The sequence below is a fragment of the Sphingomonas sp. Ant H11 genome, assembly GCF_000797515.1.
Classification (GTDB): Bacteria; Pseudomonadota; Alphaproteobacteria; order Sphingomonadales; family Sphingomonadaceae; genus Sphingomonas.
Genome location: NZ_JSBN01000047.1, coordinates 1 through 18,150 on the forward strand (window position 1 = coordinate 1; position 18,150 = coordinate 18,150).

At 64.1% G+C, this 18,150-nt stretch carries 18 protein-coding genes and 5 pseudogenes; 16 read left to right on the top strand and 7 right to left on the bottom strand.

The annotated features are described in order from the left end of the window. The 3 genes and pseudogenes from NW75_RS25125 to NW75_RS09935 form a co-directional block, all read left to right on the top strand. Window positions 1–481, top strand: a pseudogene (locus NW75_RS25125) (DUF1501 domain-containing protein); the annotation flags it as partial. Between the two features lie 61 nt (window positions 482–542). After that, on the top strand, window positions 543–1,724 hold the full coding sequence (gene ubiM, locus NW75_RS09930; protein WP_033965059.1) for a 5-demethoxyubiquinol-8 5-hydroxylase UbiM: 1,182 nt from the start codon (window positions 543–545) through the stop codon (window positions 1,722–1,724). A 28-nt stretch (window positions 1,725–1,752) separates the two neighbouring features. Then, window positions 1,753–2,151: a group II truncated hemoglobin gene (locus tag NW75_RS09935; RefSeq protein WP_033965061.1), complete on the top strand. Its 399-nt coding sequence runs from the start codon at window positions 1,753–1,755 to the stop codon at window positions 2,149–2,151. 14 nt (window positions 2,152–2,165) lie between these two features. Here NW75_RS09935 and NW75_RS09940 read toward each other — a convergent pair whose 3' ends face one another. Together NW75_RS09940 and NW75_RS26305 are read right to left on the bottom strand one after the other, a co-directional pair. Continuing rightward, entirely contained in the window at window positions 2,166–3,545 is a 1,380-nt protein-coding gene (locus tag NW75_RS09940; RefSeq protein WP_231565104.1) for a retropepsin-like aspartic protease, read from the bottom strand. After that, the gene (locus NW75_RS26305; RefSeq protein WP_231565105.1) at window positions 3,542–3,919 is read right to left on the bottom strand and encodes a retropepsin-like aspartic protease; all 378 of its coding nucleotides are present in this window, start codon (window positions 3,917–3,919) and stop codon (window positions 3,542–3,544) included. Before NW75_RS26305 ends, NW75_RS09940 begins: the two co-directional genes overlap by 4 nt. Before the next feature lie 228 nt (window positions 3,920–4,147). Between NW75_RS26305 and argS the strand changes: the two genes are divergently transcribed. From argS to tatC, 8 genes and pseudogenes are all read left to right on the top strand, one after another. Beyond that, window positions 4,148–5,872, top strand: a complete 1,725-nt coding sequence (gene argS, locus NW75_RS09945) for an arginine--tRNA ligase (protein WP_033965028.1) — start codon at window positions 4,148–4,150, stop codon at window positions 5,870–5,872. Next, on the top strand, window positions 5,872–6,549 hold the full coding sequence (locus tag NW75_RS09950; protein ID WP_033965030.1) for an SPOR domain-containing protein: 678 nt from the start codon (window positions 5,872–5,874) through the stop codon (window positions 6,547–6,549). Before argS ends, NW75_RS09950 begins: the two co-directional genes overlap by 1 nt. 78 nt (window positions 6,550–6,627) lie before the next feature. Then, entirely contained in the window at window positions 6,628–7,635 is a 1,008-nt protein-coding gene (locus tag NW75_RS09955) for a glycoside hydrolase family 3 N-terminal domain-containing protein (RefSeq protein ID WP_033965032.1), read from the top strand. Between the two features lie 40 nt (window positions 7,636–7,675). Continuing rightward, window positions 7,676–8,407 (top strand): segregation and condensation protein A, encoded by a 732-nt coding sequence (locus NW75_RS09960; protein WP_033965033.1) that lies wholly within the window; start codon window positions 7,676–7,678, stop codon window positions 8,405–8,407. Then, on the top strand, window positions 8,404–8,991 hold the full coding sequence (gene scpB / locus NW75_RS09965) for an SMC-Scp complex subunit ScpB (RefSeq protein WP_033965035.1): 588 nt from the start codon (window positions 8,404–8,406) through the stop codon (window positions 8,989–8,991). Before NW75_RS09960 ends, scpB begins: the two co-directional genes overlap by 4 nt. Window positions 8,992–9,017: 26 nt before the next feature. Beyond that, a complete protein-coding gene (locus NW75_RS09970; RefSeq protein ID WP_033965037.1) occupies window positions 9,018–9,254 on the top strand; it encodes a twin-arginine translocase TatA/TatE family subunit in 237 nt (78 codons plus the stop codon). A gap of 17 nt (window positions 9,255–9,271) precedes the next feature. Then, window positions 9,272–9,667, top strand: coding sequence for a Sec-independent protein translocase protein TatB (gene tatB / locus NW75_RS09975; protein WP_033965038.1), 396 nt, complete (start codon window positions 9,272–9,274; stop codon window positions 9,665–9,667). After that, window positions 9,664–10,444: pseudogene (gene tatC, locus NW75_RS09980) on the top strand (twin-arginine translocase subunit TatC). Before tatB ends, tatC begins: the two are co-directional and overlap by 4 nt. 55 nt (window positions 10,445–10,499) lie before the next feature. Here the strand turns inward: tatC and NW75_RS09985 are convergent. The 5 genes from NW75_RS09985 to NW75_RS24445 form a co-directional block, all read right to left on the bottom strand. Continuing rightward, window positions 10,500–10,634: an entericidin A/B family lipoprotein gene (locus tag NW75_RS09985; protein ID WP_010403958.1), complete on the bottom strand. Its 135-nt coding sequence runs from the start codon at window positions 10,632–10,634 to the stop codon at window positions 10,500–10,502. Window positions 10,635–10,923: 289 nt separating this feature from the next. Then, window positions 10,924–11,526 (bottom strand): histidine kinase dimerization/phosphoacceptor domain -containing protein, encoded by a 603-nt coding sequence (locus NW75_RS26310; RefSeq protein ID WP_231565106.1) that lies wholly within the window; start codon window positions 11,524–11,526, stop codon window positions 10,924–10,926. Then, window positions 11,508–11,942, bottom strand: coding sequence for a hypothetical protein (locus tag NW75_RS26315; protein WP_231565107.1), 435 nt, complete (start codon window positions 11,940–11,942; stop codon window positions 11,508–11,510). Before NW75_RS26315 ends, NW75_RS26310 begins: the two co-directional genes overlap by 19 nt. After that, window positions 11,932–12,510, bottom strand: a complete 579-nt coding sequence (locus NW75_RS26320) for a hypothetical protein (RefSeq protein WP_231565108.1) — start codon at window positions 12,508–12,510, stop codon at window positions 11,932–11,934. The genes NW75_RS26315 and NW75_RS26320 overlap by 11 nt, the downstream gene beginning before the upstream one ends. 7 nt (window positions 12,511–12,517) lie before the next feature. After that, window positions 12,518–12,874 (bottom strand): hypothetical protein, encoded by a 357-nt coding sequence (locus NW75_RS24445; protein ID WP_137903100.1) that lies wholly within the window; start codon window positions 12,872–12,874, stop codon window positions 12,518–12,520. Window positions 12,875–12,956: 82 nt separating this feature from the next. Between NW75_RS24445 and NW75_RS09995 the strand changes: the two are divergent. The 5 genes and pseudogenes from NW75_RS09995 (at window position 12,957) to NW75_RS10015 (ending at window position 18,108) form a co-directional block, all read left to right on the top strand. Next, window positions 12,957–13,762, top strand: a pseudogene (locus NW75_RS09995) (response regulator). Between the two features lie 69 nt (window positions 13,763–13,831). After that, window positions 13,832–13,972: a hypothetical protein gene (locus NW75_RS25130; RefSeq protein WP_033965040.1), complete on the top strand. Its 141-nt coding sequence runs from the start codon at window positions 13,832–13,834 to the stop codon at window positions 13,970–13,972. A gap of 78 nt (window positions 13,973–14,050) precedes the next feature. Then, window positions 14,051–14,694, top strand: a pseudogene (locus tag NW75_RS10005) (sigma-70 family RNA polymerase sigma factor). A gap of 279 nt (window positions 14,695–14,973) precedes the next feature. Then, window positions 14,974–17,641: pseudogene (locus NW75_RS10010) on the top strand (glutamine-synthetase adenylyltransferase). Further along, the gene (locus NW75_RS10015) at window positions 17,638–18,108 is read left to right on the top strand and encodes a peroxiredoxin (RefSeq protein ID WP_033965043.1); all 471 of its coding nucleotides are present in this window, start codon (window positions 17,638–17,640) and stop codon (window positions 18,106–18,108) included. Before NW75_RS10010 ends, NW75_RS10015 begins: the two are co-directional and overlap by 4 nt. The last annotated feature ends 42 nt before the right edge of the window (window positions 18,109–18,150 follow it).

Consider the following 18,150-nt stretch of genomic DNA (forward strand, 5'->3'; position numbering starts at 1 on the left):
GGGCGCTGGCCGCGCGCTTGCTCGCCCCCGCCGACGGCGCGCGCATCGCGATGATCGAAACTGGGGGGTGGGATACCCATACCCAGCAGCGCCAGCGCCTGGCGGGGCAGCTCAAGGGCCTCGACGCGATGATTGCCGCCCTGCAAACCGGGCTGGGGCCGCTGTGGAACGACACGATGGTGCTGGTGGCGACCGAATTCGGCCGGACGGTGGCGATCAACGGCACTGGCGGCACCGATCACGGGACGGGCACCGCAGCAATGCTGATCGGCGGCGGGGTGCGCGGTGGCCGGGTGCTGGCGGATTGGCCGGGGCTGCGTCCCGCAGCCCTGTTCGAAGCGCGCGACTTGAAGCCGACGATGCAGCTCGACGCGTTTATCGGCGGCGCAGTCGCGGGGCATTTCGGGGTCGACCGGCGCGGACGATGGCCGCGCTGTTCCCGGAAACCAAGCGGGTCGCGGCGGTGCGCGGGCTGGTGTGATTTTCGCGCGCGCTTGATCTCGCGCAAGGCGCGTCGGCTGCTGCCGGGCGAAAGCCGCACAATGACCATTCCGCAGCCTTATGATATCCTCATTGTCGGTGCCGGCCCTGCCGGGCTTGCGCTCGTGCGTGCGCTGGCCGGTTCGCGCCTGCGGATCGGCATCCTTGATCAGGCTCCGGTCGCGACGCTGTCCGCTCCGCCGTGCGACGGCCGGGAGATTGCGTTGACCCAGCGGTCGGTGGCGACGTTGCAGCGGCTCGGTGCATGGCAGCGCCTGGATCCGGCGCAAATCTCCCCGCTATGCGAGGCGCGGGTGCTCAACGGCGGGCGCTCCTTTGCTTTGTCCTTTGCGGGACCGAATGTCGGCGACCGGCTCGGCTCGCTCGTGTCCAACCATCATATCCGGCGCGCGCTTTATGACGCGATCGAAGGGCAGGACGGCCTGACCTTGCTGGCGGGTGCGTCGATCCGCAGCGTCCGGACCGACATGAATTGCGCGTCGGTGACGCTGGACGACGGGCGCACGCTGTCGGCGCAGTTGGTGGTCGGCGCGGATTCGCGATTTTCGTTCGTGCGGCGGCAATTGGAAATTGGCGCGCAGATCAATCCGCTCGGTCGATCGATGCTGGTCGCGCGTGTCGCCCACGCAGCGGTGCATCGCGGCGTCGCCACCGAATGGTTCGGGCATGGCCAGACGATCGCCATGCTGCCGCTTTCCGACGGTCGCTTGTCGTCGGCGGTGCTGACCCTGCCTTCGCCTGAGATCGATGCGCTGGCGGCGCTGGATCGTCCCGCGCTGAGTGCGGAATTGACGCGGCGTTTCCGGGCGCGGCTGGGGCCGATGCAGGTGCTTGACGGGCCGCATGTCTATCCGTTGACGACAACCTATGCGCACCGCTTCGTCACCCGACGTGCCGCCTTGGTCGGGGATGCGGCGGTCGGCATGCATCCGGTCACCGCGCATGGCTTCAATCTCGGGTTGCAGGGTGCTGCGAAACTCGCCGAGTTGATCGCGCAGGCCGCGCAGGGCGGACATGACATCGCCGGAAACGTGCTGCTGCGGCGCTATGAGGCGGCCCATCGGCTGGCGAGCGCACCGCTCTATGCCTCTACCAACCTGTTGGTACGCCTCTATACGGACGATCGGCCGATCGCCCGGATGGCGCGTCCGCTTGTGCTGCGTGCGGCCGCACGGTTGCCGATGGTGCGGACGGCGATCACGCGGCGGCTGATGCAGCAGTGATACCCCAATGCCGACCGGAGACGTTAAGATGACCGCCACTGCCGAAACGACCGCCCCCTCGTTGTTCGCGCGGATTGGCGGGACCGAGGGCGTGCGCGCGGTCGTCGAGCGCTTCTACGATCTGATGCAGGACGATCCGCGCTACGCCGCCTTGCGGGCGATGCATGCAGAGGATCTGTTCCCGGTACGCGTGTCGCTGACCCAGTTTCTCTCCGCCTGGCTTGGCGGGCCGCGCGACTGGTTCGAGGCGCGGCCGGGCACCTGCATCATGTCGATGCACCGCGCGATGGGAATCACCGCCGAAACCGCGGCGCAATGGGTGGAGGCGATGAGCCGGGCGATGGCGGAGGCCCGCGTCGAAAAAGCGCTCGGCACCCAGATGCAGCAAGCCTTCCTGCGTATGGCAGGCGCGATGATGCAGGTGTAGCGCGGGCACTCCGCTTATTCCTCGAAGCCGATCTTGCGCGCCCGCTCTGCAACCTTCGGATTGATGTTGAGCGCGGCCGCGCGATCTGCCGCTGCCTGGGCGGCGTTGCCCATCCGCTTATGGGTCACCCCGCGCATGTAGAGCGACCAGGCGGTGCGTGGTGCGAGCGCCAGGGCTGCGTCATAATCCGCCAAGGCCTGACCCAGCTCGCCACGCCGCAGCCGCACCAGCGCGCGACTGTCGAGAAAGGTCGAGCGCTTCGGATCGGCCTTGATCGCCGCATTGCAGTCGGACAGCGCCTTGTCGAGCTCGCGGTTGAGCAGTCCGCGGGCCCAGCAGCGGCCGTTGAAGGCGCTGCTGCGGGCGCTGTCTTCCGGATGGCTCTTTAGCCACAGATCGTAATTGCGCAGCGCGTCCTCAGGACGATCGAGATCGTTAGACAGACTGGCCACGGTGAGCCGTTTCTCCGACGATGGTGGAAGCGCAGCATCGGCGGCCTGGACATCGTCGGCGGCACCCGCGCGGTTGCCGCGCCGTATCCGCAGCGAAGCGCGTGTCAGACGGGCGTCTGCCATCGCCGGGTCGAGCGCGATCGTTTGGTCGAGATCGGCCATCCCCGGGTCGAAGTGCTGGCTCGCAAGATGCGCCAGCGCGCGCTGGTAAAAATACCGGGGCTCGGTCGGTGCCAATGCGCAGGCCTTGTCGAAATCCGCCAGCGCCTCGGGCAAATGTCGATTGGACGCGTAGACCGCACCGCGTCGACTATATCCTTCGGCGGTGGTCGGTTCGGCGGCCTTGTTGGTCAAGTCGAGGGCGGTGCCATCGGCGGAAAAGACGGTCTTGGGCGAGAGCCCGAAAACGGGGCCACCCTCATAGGTGATGAAGAGCTGACGCAGCGCGTTGGAAACGAACATGCGGTGGGTAAGGAAGAAGTCGACACCGATCAGCATGTCGGCATTGCCAAGCTCCAGTTGACCGATCCGGATTTGGGGATGACGGATCGCTTCGCCGCCAATATCGATCGTGTCGAACGTCGCCCGCCAGGTCGGAACGCGGTGTTGGCCGAGGCCGTGACTGGGCCCCACCGACACCACGCCGGGCGTTTCGGGGGTAATGCCGAGACGTTTCGCCATCGCGAGCGACAACATCGAACTTTGCGCACCGCTGTCGAACATCGCGCGCACTTTCACCCCATTGAGCAAAACGGTGCCGACCGTATGCGGCTTGAATCTGGTGTCTTGCCCTGCTTCCAGCGACACGATCGTTACCGGCTTGGTACCTGCCCAATAAGCGAGATTGCTGGCGCGGCATCCCTGCGTCTTGATCAGGCGGACCACGCCATGCGGCAAATCGTATTCGACATCGGCGAGGCCAAGAATGTTCTGCCCGATCAAGCCTGCCGTGCGGTGTCGCTGCCGCCGACGACGAAGTCGATTTTTGGGATCGCGACGCCGGCAAGCGAAAAGTCCTTGGTGACGGCGACGCCGACCGAGGCATCCCCGCCAATGCCCTTGAGACGGAACCACGGGGGGGCGGGGGTGACGCGCAGACCGAACTCCGCCGCGCTGGCTGCGGAAATGGTGCTGTAGAAGGCTCCGCTGTCGAGAATGAAGCGCGCTTCTTTGCTACCGAACTTGGCCGCCAGTTGCGGCTCTGCCCCCGTCATGGTGACGGGGAATTCGACGATTTTGCTGGCCTGGCACTCCGCCATGGCGGGAACCGGCACCAACAACGCCAGCACCGGCGGGAGCAATCGGAACACTCGCATGGCAGGCCTCGGGGCAGAACTCGGGGGCGCTTATCATCGCGGAAATTGGAAGAAAAACACAACACCATTCCAAGACGAAAGCCAGCATAACGCCATGTGCTGCCTTGGGAAATCGAAATCACGAGGGTTGCCTTGCGCCGCGCGAATGCAGAGCGCCCGCCAGCCATGTTTTGCCCAGTGGGGCGAACTCGGCTAAGGGCCGCGCTCGCTTACATGACCGGACCTGCCATGACCCTGTACACCCGTTTCGCCGCGCATATCGATGCGGTGCTCGATGCCCTTGAAGCCAGCGGTGATCTGCCGAGCGGGCTCAGCCGCGCCAACGTGACGGTAGAGCCGCCGCGCGATGTTTCGCATGGCGATCTTGCGACCAACGCCGCGATGGTGCTGGCCAAGCCCGCCGCCACCAATCCGCGCGCGCTGGCCGAGAAGATCGCCGCGAAACTGGAGGGGCTCGACGAAGTGGCGAGCGTCGCCGTGGCGGGCCCTGGCTTCATCAACATGACGCTGACCGACGATACGTGGCGCGCCGAATTGTCCGCGATCCGCGATGCGGGCGACGATTACGGGCGTTCCTCGCGCGGTGCTGGCATCACGGTGAACGTCGAATATGTCTCGGCCAACCCAACCGGGCCAATGCATATGGGGCATTGCCGTGGCGCGGTGGTGGGCGATGCGCTGGCCAATCTGCTCGAATTTTCCGGGCACAAGGTAATCCGCGAATATTATGTCAACGATGCCGGTGGGCAGGTCGATGTGCTCGCGCGCTCGGTCCATATGCGGTATCTGGAGGCACTGGGCGAGACGATCGAGATCCCCGAGGGCCTGTATCCGGGCGATTATTTGATTCCGGTGGGGCAAGCGCTGGCTGCCGAATTTGGCGATGCGTATGTCGGCAAGCCCGAGGGCGAATGGCTGGTGCTGTTCCGCACGCGCGCCGTCGCGGCGATGCTGGAACTGATAAAGGCCGATCTGGCGCTGCTCGGCATCCATCACGACCTATTTTCGTCCGAGGCGGAATTGCAGGCCGAGGGCAAGCCCGAGGCGGCCGAGCACGATTTGCGCGCGCGTGGGTTGATCTATGACGGCCTGCTCGAAGCGCCCAAGGGCCAGGAATTGGAAGATTGGGAGCCGGTCGTGCTGCCGCTGTTCCGCTCGACGCAATTTGGCGACGATCAGGACCGGCCGATCAAGAAGTCGAATGGGCAATGGACCTATTTCGGTGCCGATCTCGCTTATCATTATCAAAAGGCGCAGACCGCCGACGCGCTGATCGACATTTGGGGTGCCGACCATGCCGGTACGGTCAAGCGCATCGTCGCGGCCGTGCAGGCGCTGACCGGGGGCAAGACCCGCTTCGACGTCAAGCTCGTCCAGATGGTGCGACTGATGCGGAATGGCGAGCCGATCAAAATGTCGAAGCGCGCGGGCAATTTCGTCACGCTGGCCGATGTCGTGCGCGAAGTCGGCAAGGATGTCGTCCGCTTCACCATGCTGACGCGCAAGGCCGATGCGCAGATGGACTTCGATTTCGCCAAGGTAGTCGAGGCGTCGAAGGACAATCCGGTGTTCTACGTCAATTATGCGCACGCCCGTGTCGCGTCGCTGCACCGGCGGGCGGCGGAAGCAGGGATCGTGTGCGATTCGGTCGATCTGTCCCAACTTGATACGGAAGACCTGGCGCTGGTGAAGTTCGCCGCCCAGTTCCCGCGCATCGTCGACACCGCAGCGGCGGCGCGCGAACCGCACCGGATTGCCTTCTATCTCTATGACTTGGCGGCATCGCTTCACGCTTTGTGGAATGTCGGAAACGACCGGCCCGACCGCCGTTTCCTGTTGCCGGACAATCCCGCCATGACATGTGCACGGCTTTTCTTGGCCGACGCGATCGGGCAGATTATCCGCAATGGGTTGGGGATCATGGGGGTCCAGGCGGTCCAGGAGATGAACTGATGGCGACCGGCGAATTCGATGTCCGCGATGAGGATCGGCTCCCGTGGCTGGAGACGGTTGAAGACGCTTATGACGATGGTCCGTCGATCGGACGGATCATCGTGCTGGTCGTGATCGCGCTGGCGATCGTTGCGGCGGCCATCCTGGGCTACCAATATTACAAGAAGCACCAGAGCGTGGACGGCAATGGCGCGCTGATCACCGCCCAGGCGGGCGACTATAAGGTCAAGCCGGACGATCCCGGTGGTTTGAAGGTCGAAGGCGAGGGCGATACCGCGATCGCCACCAGCAATGGTGCCGGGACCGCGAATGCGTCGATCGACATGAAGGCGCTGCCGGAGAAGCCGGTCGAGGGCAAGAAGGTCGCGCCGACCCCGGTTGCTACCGGATCGGACAAGGCCGTGACGGCGATTCCAGGTGCCAAGGGCGCGCCATCGGGCGGCGCGCTAGTCCAGCTCGGCTCCTTCCCGGACGAAGCCGAGGCAAATTCGGCCTGGACCAAGATCTCCAAGACCTACGGCTATCTCGCGCCGCTTGGGAAATCGGTGCAGGCGGCACAGGTGAACGGCAAGACGGTGTACCGCTTGCGCGTGAATGCGGGCAGCGCGGGGCAGGCCAGCAGCCTGTGCGGCAAGCTGGCTGCGGCGGGACAGGCGTGCTTCGTACCGCACGATTGAGGCGCGCCGTTCGGCTTTTTGGTCGGTCGTCGGCGGTATAGACTACTCAGGCTGGCGTCGGGCTTGTAGGCAGCGGGTATGAAGCCCGTCATCTTCGGCCTTTCCGGCCTTGCCCTGACCCCCGCCGAGCGCGCCTTCTTCGCGAGTGCTAACCCCGCCGGGTATATTCTGTTCAAACGCAATATCGAGAGTCGCGCGCAAGTGCGGGCGCTGACCGATAGTCTGCGCGACCTGTCGGGGCGCGACGACGTACCGATCCTGATCGATCAGGAGGGCGGCCGCGTCGCACGGATGGGGCCGCCCGAATGGCCGAGCTTCCCGGCGGGCCCCGCGTTCGATGCGCTGTACGACATTGCGCCCATCTCCGCGATCGAGGCGGCAAGCGCCAATGCCGAGGCGATCGCTTTGATGCTGGCTGAAGTTGGCATCAACGTCGATTGCCTGCCGCTGCTCGACGTGGTGCAGCCCGACACGACCGAGGCGATCACGATCCGTGCGCTTGGGTCGGAACCGATGCGCGTTGCCGCTTTGGGCCGGGCGATCCTGCAGGGGTTGCAGCGTGGCGGCGTGGTCGGGGTGGTCAAGCATATGCCCGGGCATGGCCGCGCGAAGCTCGATACGCATTACCATCTGCCGACCGTCACCGCCTCCGATGCCGAATTGGAGGTCGATCTGGAGCCGTTCGCACGGCTCAACGACGCGCCGATGGGGATGACCTCGCATATCGTGTTCGAAGCCTGGGACGCCGCCCACCCGGCGACGCTTTCCCCGGTGGTGGTCGAGCAGATCATCCGGCAGCGGATCGGTTTTGACGGACTGTTGATGACCGATGACATCGATATGAAGGCGCTATCGGGCACGGCGGCCGACAAAGCGGCGGGGGCGATTGCCGCCGGGTGTGATCTGGTGCTCGATTGTTGGGGGCGGATGGACGAAATGGAGGCGATCGTCGACCGGCTGGACGAGATGTCGCCAGTGTCGAGCGCGCGGCTCGATCGCGCGATGGCGACGGTGGCGGGTGTGCGTGCCGAGGGCGATGTGGCAGCGTTGATCGCCAAACGCGACGCCCTCTTAGCGCTCACTTAAAATCCTCCCCGGCATGGGGAGGATTTGCTAGGCTTCGTTTGTGACCGACGAACCAGAAACGCTCACGCTGGATTTGGAGGGGTGGGAAGGCCCGCTCGACCTGCTGCTGGCGCTTGCGCGCAATCAGAAGGTGGATCTGAAGGCGATTTCGATCCTGGCGCTGGTCGACCAATATCTGCGCTTCGTCGAGGAGGCGCGCGCGATCAAGTTGGAGCTCGCCGCCGACTATCTGGTGATGGCGGCGTGGCTTGCCTATCTGAAATCGGGCCTGCTGCTGCCACGCGACCCCGAAATCGAGCCGTCGCCCGAGGAACTGGCGCTGCGGTTGCACCTGCGGCTCGAGCGCCTGAGCGCAATGCGCGAGGCCGGCGCTCGGCTGGTGGCGCGCGATCGGGTCGGGCGCGACGTGTTTTTGCGGGGCGCGCCGGAGGGCTTGCGGACGCAGCGCAAGGCGCTGTGGCAGGCCGAAATCTACGATCTGATCGCGGCGTATGGCGTCATCAGCGCGCGCACACGCCCGGTGCTGCATGTCGTGGCGCATCGCGCGGTGATGACGTTGGAGACGGCGCTGGAGCGGGTGTCGGCGCTGGTCGGCACGCAAATCGATTGGGCGACGATCGAAAGCTTTCTACCCGAGCAAGCGAATGGTGCCTTTCGCAAATCGGCGCTCGCCTCCAGCTTTCTCGCCGCGCTGGAACTGGCCAAGCAGGGCAGGATTGAACTGCGCCAGCAATCGCCCTTTGCGCCGCTCTACATCCGGGCCTTGGCATGAGCGCGCCCGATCCGCTGGTCCGCGCGGTGGAGGCGGTGCTGTTCGCAGCGACCGAGCCGATGACCGTCGATGCGATCCGTACGCATCTGGAGGGTGTGGAGGTGCGCGCCGCGCTCCGCACCCTTCAAGCTGATTATGCCGGGCGCGGCATCGAACTGGTGCAGCGCGGCGACCGCTGGCATTTCCAGACCGCCGCCGACATGGCGCATTTGCTGCGCCGCACGCATGAGGAACCGCGCAAGCTCAGCCGCGCGGGGATCGAGACGCTGGCGATCATCGCCTATCACGAGCCGACGACTCGCGCCGAGATCGAGGCCATTCGCGGGGTCGCGATTTCCAAGGGTACGCTGGACGTGTTGATGGAGGCGGGCTGGATTCGGCCCGCCGGGCGGCGCGAGGTGCCGGGGCGACCGTTGCTGTACGCAACCACACCGGGCTTCCTGGCGCATTTCGGTCTCGCCAGCAGGCGCGACTTGCCTGGGATCGACGATTTGCGCGCGGCGGGCCTGCTCGATCCGGTCGATCTCGCCTTCGAACGGGTCGATACCATGGGAGAGGTGGAAGTTTCCGACGAGGAGGACTAGATAGGAGGGAATTCAGGAGATCGATCATGGGTGGTTTGAGTTTTGTACACTGGCTGATCTTCGGCGGGATCGCGATCCTCGTCCTGGGTGGTGGCCGGTTCTCGAACATGATGGGCGACGTCGCCAAGGGCATCAAGTCGTTCAAGAAGGGTATGGCTGAAGACGACGAGCCTGTGCGCGAACCAAGCCGGATCGAAGCCAAGAAGGCGGCGGAACCGGTGTTCGACCGCGATGGCAATCGCATTCGCGAAACCGAAATCTGATTTAGCGCTCCGCTGCCATGTTCGATGTCGCATCCTCCGAGGTGATCCTGCTCGGGGTCGTGGCCTTGCTCGTCATCCCGCCCAAGGATTTGCCCAAGGCGATGCGGATTGCCGGGCAATGGGTCGGGCGTGTGCGCGGCGTCGCCAATCAGTTTCGCTCAGGCTTCGACAACATGGTGCGCGAGGCCGAGTTGCAGGAAATGGAAAAGAAATGGGCGGCCGAAAACGCGCGGATCATGCGCGAGCACCCGCCCGAGCCCGTCCAGATGCTACCGATGGCCGATACGCCCGCCGCCCTGCCGCACGACGCCCATGACGGAGATGCGCCGCCGGTGATGGTAGCGCCGCCAAATGTGCATGGTGCCCCGCCGGTCGCATTGCCGGGCGATGCCGAGCCCAAGGCGCATCCGTGAACGCTCCGATCGATGACCTCGAAGCGAGCCGGGCGCCGCTGCTCGATCATTTGATCGAGCTGCGCCGTCGGCTGTTCTTCTGCATCGTATCGGTGCTGGTCGCGTTGATCGGCACCTATATCTACTCGCGCGAAATATTCACGGTGCTGGTGCATCCGCTGCTCGCGGCCGGGCAGAAACGGATCGTGACGATCGGCGTGTTCGACGGCTTTTTTTGTGCAGTTGAAGGTGGCATTGTTCGCCGCGATCATGATCTCGTTCCCGGTCATTGCGAACCAACTGTGGGGTTTTGTCGCGCCGGGGCTCTACCGCAAGGAAAAGCGTGCGCTCCTGCCGTTTCTGTTCGCCACGCCGGTGCTGTTTATCCTTGGTGCGTCGATGGCGTATTTTGTTGCCATCCCCTCGGCGCTGCATTTTTTCTTGAGCTTCCAGGGCAATCTGGGTGGCGTCGAGCAGGAGGCGCTGACCTCGGTTGCGTCCTATCTCGATTTCGTGATGCAGTTTCTGTTTGCCTTCGGGCTGGCTTTCCTGTTGCCGATCCTGCTGATGCTGGTCGAGCGCGCCGGGCTGGTGACGCGCAAGCAATTGGTCAGTGGGCGGCGCTACGCGATCGTCGGCTGCTTCGCGGTGGCGCTGGTGTTGGCCCCGCCCGATGCCGGTTCGATGATCATCCTCGCGATCCCGCTGGTCGCACTGTACGAGCTCGCGCTGATCGCGATCTGGTTTACCGAGCGGCGGCGCGGCAAAGAGGCGGCGACGGAATTGGTCGAAAGCTGACAAGCAAAAGGCCGCCCCGCATCATCGAGACGGCCTTCGATCGGTCGGTAAAGGCTTATTTGGCGCTGTCGGCCGTTTTGGCGACGGTGTCGCCTGCCGATTTCACATCCTTGCCGACGCCTTCGACGGTGTTGCACGCGCCCAGCAGCAACGCGGTAGCGGCGATAGCGATCGTGGTGATCTTGCGCATGATACTCTCCTGAAGACTGTCCGGGATAGCCCGGATGCCTCGCTCCCAATGTTTGGCGATACGCTTGGTTCCGCCTCGTCGAGATAACGCGCGCGGTCAGGCGCAACGGATGAAAAAGCTTGGGCCTGGACGCGCTACCGGGGGGGGGAAGGGGAAGCGCGGCCAGGCCCGTGTCTTGGATAGCGAGAGCGGGGGGGCATAAAGTCGCTATCCGAACCTGAAAACGGGCCTCGCGCGCTTCGGTTCCGAAAAAATTTGACCTCGGCGTTTTTTTTTTATGGCGCGAAATTCAATCGCGCCCGGTTACTGCAACGGCGATCTCATAAGCGCCGACCAGTGGATCGTAGTGAAGCTTCGACCGCAATTGGCGCGCGAGCCCTTCGATCACCCGGCCGTAACGTTCGGCGACCAATGCCCGCATTCTGTCATCGTCGACCAGAGCTGGAGAGTTGACCCTCAATATGGCGCGATCGTCGGTGGGGGCGGCACCGATGGAAATGCGAACTTGTGCCGTCGGGCTGACCGTCATCGCCAATTCGACGATCTCGGTCAGCAGGAAAGCGATCGCAATCGCGACATCCTGATTCGCCAGATAGGGCGCAATGTCGAGCGTAACGCCGATCGGCGAATCGTCCGGCGCGGTCGCGCGGATATTGGAGGCGAGTTCGCCAATGACCGAGCGTAGCGAAAGTCCGCGATTTTCCTCAAGCTCGGCAAAATGGTTGCGGTGGACCACGGCGAGCGCATCTACTCGACGCTGGATCGATGCGTAAGCCTGCGTTGCCTCTGCGCTCCGTGCTGCCCGGGCGTGGAAGTTTATCAGGCTGGAAATGACCTGAAGATTGTTTTTGACGCGATGATGGACTTCGCGGGTCAGCTTTGTCTGGCGCACCAGCCTTCGGCCAGCCCGGCTTCATGTTCGGCAACCGTCCGGCTGATCGCCCGAAAGGTTTCCCCCAATTCACGAATTTCCTGTGCCGGGAGCGCGTGCATTGCGCCCGGATCGATTTCTTCGCCTGGCACAAAATTGGCTACGCGGGAACGCAACTGTCGCAGCGACCGGATCAGCAGGCGATCGACCACAAACCAGCCAATGCCGGCTGCGGCCGCCCACATGATGATGGGCAGGATGAGCGAGACCAGAACGGGTGAAGTGATCGGGGCGCTGCGCATGCGCGTGGTAAGCGCGATTTCTCCAAGCCCAATCCCCATGCTCAGGCCCGCGCGGCGTTCCAGGGGGGCTTGTCGTGGCAGGTCGGAGAGTATGAGCGCATCGGTTCCGAGCACCAGACGCGCTTCATAAGGCATGGCATAGCCGCTCGGGGCGGCGGTTGCCGCGAGAACATCGACGGGGAAAAAAGGCGGCGGCGCGGGTTCGTCCCGACGCGCTCGTTGTGGCAAGCGTCAGCCCCCGACCCGGGTATATCCGTGCCGCGATGGTCTTTTCGGCACCGGCTGCGGTAGGCCAGGGTGCCACCGGCAGTTGCTCGCCGCAGATCAGGCGACTGCGGGCATCCATAATCATGAAACGCGTGCCCGCAGCGATTTGCGGCGCGAATACGCCCTGCGCCCGGGCGCAACTCGGAGCGTCTCCCGGATCTGCCTCCAATGCGTTGAGGGACACACGCAGCGCGGTCATATCCCCGACCAACTCGATGGCGAGCTTGCGGGCGCTTTCGGTTGTCGTGACGCGCAGCTGGGCCTGCGTTGCCTCATCGGCGAGTTCCGCCGTGCGCAATGTTGCAAAGAAGGCGATGATCGCCAGTGGCAGAAGCGCGGCGCTGAGAATCAGAAAAATTTTCGCACCTGTCGGGATGCGATCGACCAGACCGCTTCCCGGACGCGCGGGGGCGGGGTCCCCGGCGATATCCGTCATCGGGAAATCAGTCCAATTTTCCTAAAAGATCCAGCATTTCGGGCGGAATCGCTTCCTCCACCGTGCGCTGATAGACGGTGCGCAAGGCCGCGCCCATATCGCGGTCCTTGCTTTGAACCTTCGCGCCGGTATCGGCCGCGCGTGCCGCACCCGGCTTCTTTGAAGATTCGTCGCCCGAACGCAATGCCGTCCCCCTGAAAACCCGGACATGCCGGATAGTGTTAAAATGCGGCCGTAACAATCCGGCTTGAACCATATGATACGGTGAACCCGTAAAAACAGATTGCATCGCTCCGAGTTCCCCCATGAAACCAAATTGCGCGTCGTTGGTTCCATGCCCAATGCGAATTAACTCCGATGCCATCGGAGCAACAAAACGCGTTGCATATGCGGGGGGCCGCTTCCACAAGGCCCTTCGAGATTATCTCAGGGAGACTCCGACAGTCATGTCGCTAGGACAGCAACTTGCCCCCCATCTTCCGTTCCTGCGCCGCTACGCGCGTGCCTGACGGGCAGCCAATCGCACGGCGATCGTTATGTGCGCGCCACGCTTGAGGCGATCGTCGCCGCACCCGAAGAGTTCCCGCGTGAGGTTGACCCGCGGCTGGGCCTGTATCGGATGTTCCACGCCATCTGGAACTCGACCAATTACGACGAGAGCCCGGAAAATATGAGCGCGGCGGACGGTGACGGTCAGGAAGCGATCGCGCGGGCACGCCTCGCCCGGATGACCCCGCTATCGCGCCAGGCCCTGTTGCTCACCGCGATGGAGGGCTTCACGCCCGAGGATGCAGCCTATCTGATCGATGTCGACACCAGCGAGGTTGAAGCGCTGGTCGCCGAGGCGCTGAGCGAGATCGAAAAGCAGACGCGCGCGCGGGTGCTGATCATCGAAGATGAGCCGATCATTGCGATGGATATCGAAACGATCGTTCGCGATCTCGGCCATGAAGTGACCGGTGTCGCAGTCACGCGCGACGAGGCCGTTGCACTGGCGATGGAGGACCGTCCCGGCTTGGTGCTGGCCGACATCCAGTTGGCCGACGACAGTTCCGGCATCGACGCGGTCAAGGATATCCTTGCCGAATTCGAAGTGCCGGTCATCTTCATCACGGCTTTCCCGGAACGGTTGTTGACGGGCGAGCGCCCCGAGCCGACCTTCCTGATCACCAAGCCCTTCCAGCGCTCGACCGTGAAAGCGGCGATTGCGCAAGCTCTGTTCTTCGACCAGGCAACCGTTCCCGCCGCTTAAGGGAACCGATTCGTGCCCCCGTGGGTTGGGTTCCATACGATACGGAGCCACAACGACACGGGGGCGCTTATGGCGGACGACGAGAAAATCGAACTGAGCGGCCAAGATGCACGTGCCGGGGCGACTCCGCACGTTACGCGTTACGTCCTCGCGATCTCGTTGACGCTGGTTGTGGTGGTGTTTGCTGCGCTGCTGTTTCTCTACCGCTGAATTTTTCGATGCCGCAGGCGTGATGGACTTCGGCGTCCGTCGGGCCCATCTGTGTTCCGCTACGCGAGACTATATTTCATGACCGACGCGATTGACCAGGAAGAAGACGAGGCAGCGCCCGAGGTCGTCGAGCACGTTTCGCTTTCCGACGCCGAGTTCAAAACTCAGTTGGCGCAGGTCATACCTCATCTGCGTGCTTTCGGGCGCTCGCTTTCCGGCAATCGCGATCTGGCAGATGATCTCGTCCAGGAAACGTTGATGAAGGCGTGGGCGGCGCGGTTGCGCTTTCAGGCCGGCACTAACATGCGGGCGTGGACCTTCATCATCCTGCGCAATCTCTATCTCAGCCAGATGCGCCGCGCGCGCTTCAAAGGCGAGTGGGACGATTTGGTGGCGGATCGTATCCTTGCCGCGCCGGCGAGCCAGGATAAGCATGTCGAGTTGGGCGATATGCAGCGTGCATTGCTGCATTTGCCGCAGCCACAGCGGGAAGCGCTGATTCTGGTTGGTGCGGGTGGCTTTGCCTATGAGGAGGCCGCCGAGATTTGCGGGGTCGCCGTCGGGACGATCAAGAGCCGCGTCGCGCGAGGCCGGGTCGCGCTGGAAGCCGTCATGAACGACAATACGCTGGCATCGCGCCGCACACACTCCAATGAGCCCGGCATGTCCGCCCTGGACACCATTATGGGCGAGTCGACGATCTCAGCCGCGATCGCGGCTGAGATCGTTATCTCGCGATTTGCCTGGTAATCGGCACACGATCCAGCGCCTGTAGCAAGTCCGCAAAGGAGTCGTCTGCATCAGGCGTGGTGTATGCGGTGTGGAGGGTTACCCTCAGCGCGTCGGAGCGCGATGGTGCTGCAACGACGTAAAGCATATCGCTCGAGTTCCGCGTATAAGGGGCATCGCACATTGACATATGTCAATAACGGACGAAGACGCCTTTTGTTGCTCGCCCATTGTGCCATATCGGCCTGAAATCATCGCGATACGGGAAAGACATGCTTTTCGACCCGCGTATCATCGATGCTGTTGCCCGCGCGCGACAATGGTCGTCGTTTTTGAGCATGCTGTTGCAGCGCGAGCCGGAGATGGCGGCGATGCTGGAAAATGGCGTCCTGCCCGAGCTTCATAGCCTGGCGCGCGATCTCGCCGACATGCCGACGCCACGACGCCTACGGCTCGAGCGGCGGCGGCTCGCGCTGCGCGTGGCGATCGGCGATCTCGCCGGATGCGACGATTTGACGGCGGTGACACACGCCCTGTCCGATTTTGCCGATCGAGCGCTCGATTCCGCGATTGTCACCGCGATTGCGGAGCGCACGCCGGACGCCCCCCTGCAGGGCTTCACCGCGATCGCATTGGGCAAGCAGGCAGCCGGGAACTGAATTATTCGTCCGACATCGATCCGATCCTGCTGTTTGACCCGGCAACGCTGCCGTGCCGGCCCCGCGAAGCGCCGGAAGAAGCGGCCGTTCGGATCGGCAAGCGGGTGGTCGAGATCCTTCAGGCGCGGGACGGCGATGGCTATGTCCTGCGCGTCGATTTGCGCCTGCGCCCGTCGCCGGAGGTGACGCCGATCGCTTTGTCGGTCGATGCGGCGCTTTCCTATTACGAATCGTTGGCACTGCCGTGGGAGCGCGCGGCCTTTATCCGGGCGCGGGCGGCAGCAGGTGACATCGCACTGGGGACCCGTTTTCTCGAAGCGGTTAAGCCGTTCGTATGGCGGCGTGCGCTCGATTTCGGCGCGATCGGCGAAATCCGCGGCATTTCGCGCCGAATCCGCGATCATCATGCGCGCGGGCAAGCGTTCGGCCCGGGCTTTGACCTCAAGCGCGGACGCGGCGGTATTCGCGAGGTCGAATTCTTCGCGCAAATTCATCAATTGATCCACGGCGGGCGCGATCCGGCGCTGCGCGTTCCGGCAACGCGGGATGCATTGGGGGCGCTGGCGGCGGCGGGCTGGGTGGATGCTGCGGAAGCGGCGGCGCTGGTGCGCGCCTACACGCTGTTTCGCACGATCGAACATCGCGTGCAAATGATCGACGATCGCCAGACGCACCATTTGCCGACGGGCGCAGCGCTCGATGGCGTCGCGAAGTTGCACGGACTCGAGGACGCGAACGCCCTTCTGGACCTGTTGCGGCCGCATGTTCTGGCGACTGCGGCAAGCTATGATGCGCTGGATCCCGAAGACGGCGACGCTTTGTCTTTCGACCGGGACCACCTTTTGGCGCAGCTCAGCCAGGCCGGTTTCGGTGATGGCGATGTGGCAACGCAACGCATTGAGCAGTGGCGGAGCGGCACCTATCCCGCTTTGCGCAGCCCTGCGGCGCGGTCGGCGCTCGAGGCGGTTTTGCCCGGCCTGGTTGCCGCGCTGGGCAAGGCCCCCGACCCGCAAGGCGCGATCGTTCGGCTGGACCGGATGCTGGCGCGGCTGTCGAGCGCGGTCAATTTCTTCCGGTTGCTGGAGGCACGGCCTGCACTGGCGCGGTTGCTGGGGTTGATTCTCAGCCACGCCGAGACGCTGGCCGAAGAATTGGCGCGACGGCCGGAACTGTTCGACGGACTGATCGACGCAACCGCACTCGATCCGGTGGCCGATACGGCGACGCTCGCCTGCGAAATGGCGGCGGGGGCGGATTATCAGGCACGGCTCGATCATGTGCGGCGCGTCGTCGGCGAAAAGCGCTTCGCCCTGGGCACGCAAATCGTGTCGGGTGCGTCGGATCCGCTCGCGGTTTCGGCGGGCTATGCCCGTGTGGCGGAGGCGGCGATCGGGGTGCTGGCCGAGGCGACGATCACCGAGTTTTCGGGCAGCCATGGCACTGTGCCCGGCAGCGAGCTGATCATTCTGGCGCTTGGGCGGATGGGCGGGGGGGCGCTGACCCATGCCTCTGACCTTGATCTCATCTATCTCTTCACCGGCGATCATCTCGCCGAATCCGACGGACCCAAGCCGCTCGGTGCGGTGCTCTATTACAACCGTCTTGCGCAGCGCATCAGCGCCGCGCTTTCGGTGCCGACCGCCTTGGGGCCGCTCTACGAGATTGATACCCGCTTGCGGCCATCGGGCACGCAGGGTCCGCTCAGCGTCTCGTTGGAAGGTTTTGCACGCTATCAGCGCGAAAGCGCGTGGACGTGGGAGCATATGGCGCTGGCGCGGGCGCGGCCGGTGTTCGGATCGCCCGCCGCGCGCGCCGCCGTCGACACGGTGATCGGGGACGTGCTGCGCGGCGATCGTCCCGTGCGCAACGTTGTGGCCGACGCGATCGCGATGCGCGCCGAAATGGCGGCGCATAAACCGCCGCTCGGACCGCTCGATGCAAAGCTGCTGCCCGGCGGCTTGGTCGACCTCGAATTCGCGGTCCATATGATGCAACTTGAGACCGGCCTTGGCCTCGATCCCAATTTGCGCGTCGCATCGCGGCGTTGATCGCCGCAGGACGGGCCCCGTCTGAGATGCTCGCGGCGCATGATTTCCTGACGCGGCTGCTCGTCACGCTGCGGCTGGTTGCGCCCGACGCCCAGCCGCCGCGCCCGGCGACGCAGGGCCTGGTCGCGCGCGCGCTGGGACTGGCGGACTGGGTCGAGGTTCTTGCATCGCTCGAAACGACCCGGCAGGAGGTTGCCATCTGGCTGGCGGATGTGGAAGGTGTGGAGCCGTGACGATCATCGAAGAAGGCGGGGCGCTTCCTGCGATTGACCTTGCCACCCCGACCGGAGAGCGCCTCAACCTGCGCGACTATGTCGGAAAGATTTTCGTCCTGTATTTTTACCCCAAGGACGACACATCCGGCTGCACGCGCGAAGCGCAGGATTTCAGCAGCCATTATGCAGAATTTCAGGCGCTGGGGGCGGCCGTTCTCGGCGTTTCGCGGGATACGCCGGCCAAGCACCAGAAGTTCATCGACAAATACGATCTGACGGTGCCGCTCGCCACCGACGATAGCGATGCGGCGATGCAGGCGTTCGGCGTGTGGGTCGAGAAGAAGCTGTATGGCAAGACCTATATGGGCATCGATCGCTCGACCTTCCTGTTCGATGCGGCGGGCATTCTGGTGCGCGATTGGCGCAAGGTGAAGGTGCCTGGGCATGTCGTCGATGTGCTCGAGGCGGTTCGCGCGCTCGGGTGACCGATTCGATTCGCGGGCTTTACGGATAGCCTTAACGATTTG

Coding starts and splice junctions, on each gene's coding strand:
- NW75_RS09985 (WP_010403958.1), bottom strand. CDS start 10,634: ATGCGCAAGATCACCACGATCGCTATCGCCGCTACCGCGTTGCTGCTG.
- ubiM (WP_033965059.1), top strand. CDS start 543: ATGACCATTCCGCAGCCTTATGATATCCTCATTGTCGGTGCCGGCCCT.
- NW75_RS25130 (WP_033965040.1), top strand. CDS start 13,832: ATGGCGGACGACGAGAAAATCGAACTGAGCGGCCAAGATGCACGTGCC.
- NW75_RS26320 (WP_231565108.1), bottom strand. CDS start 12,510: ATGACGGATATCGCCGGGGACCCCGCCCCCGCGCGTCCGGGAAGCGGT.
- NW75_RS09970 (WP_033965037.1), top strand. CDS start 9,018: ATGGGTGGTTTGAGTTTTGTACACTGGCTGATCTTCGGCGGGATCGCG.
- NW75_RS09950 (WP_033965030.1), top strand. CDS start 5,872: ATGGCGACCGGCGAATTCGATGTCCGCGATGAGGATCGGCTCCCGTGG.
- scpB (WP_033965035.1), top strand. CDS start 8,404: ATGAGCGCGCCCGATCCGCTGGTCCGCGCGGTGGAGGCGGTGCTGTTC.
- NW75_RS26305 (WP_231565105.1), bottom strand. CDS start 3,919: ATGCGAGTGTTCCGATTGCTCCCGCCGGTGCTGGCGTTGTTGGTGCCG.
- NW75_RS09955 (WP_033965032.1), top strand. CDS start 6,628: ATGAAGCCCGTCATCTTCGGCCTTTCCGGCCTTGCCCTGACCCCCGCC.
- NW75_RS24445 (WP_137903100.1), bottom strand. CDS start 12,874: ATGGCATCGGAGTTAATTCGCATTGGGCATGGAACCAACGACGCGCAA.
- argS (WP_033965028.1), top strand. CDS start 4,148: ATGACCCTGTACACCCGTTTCGCCGCGCATATCGATGCGGTGCTCGAT.
- tatB (WP_033965038.1), top strand. CDS start 9,272: ATGTTCGATGTCGCATCCTCCGAGGTGATCCTGCTCGGGGTCGTGGCC.
- NW75_RS26315 (WP_231565107.1), bottom strand. CDS start 11,942: ATGCCTTATGAAGCGCGTCTGGTGCTCGGAACCGATGCGCTCATACTC.
- NW75_RS09935 (WP_033965061.1), top strand. CDS start 1,753: ATGACCGCCACTGCCGAAACGACCGCCCCCTCGTTGTTCGCGCGGATT.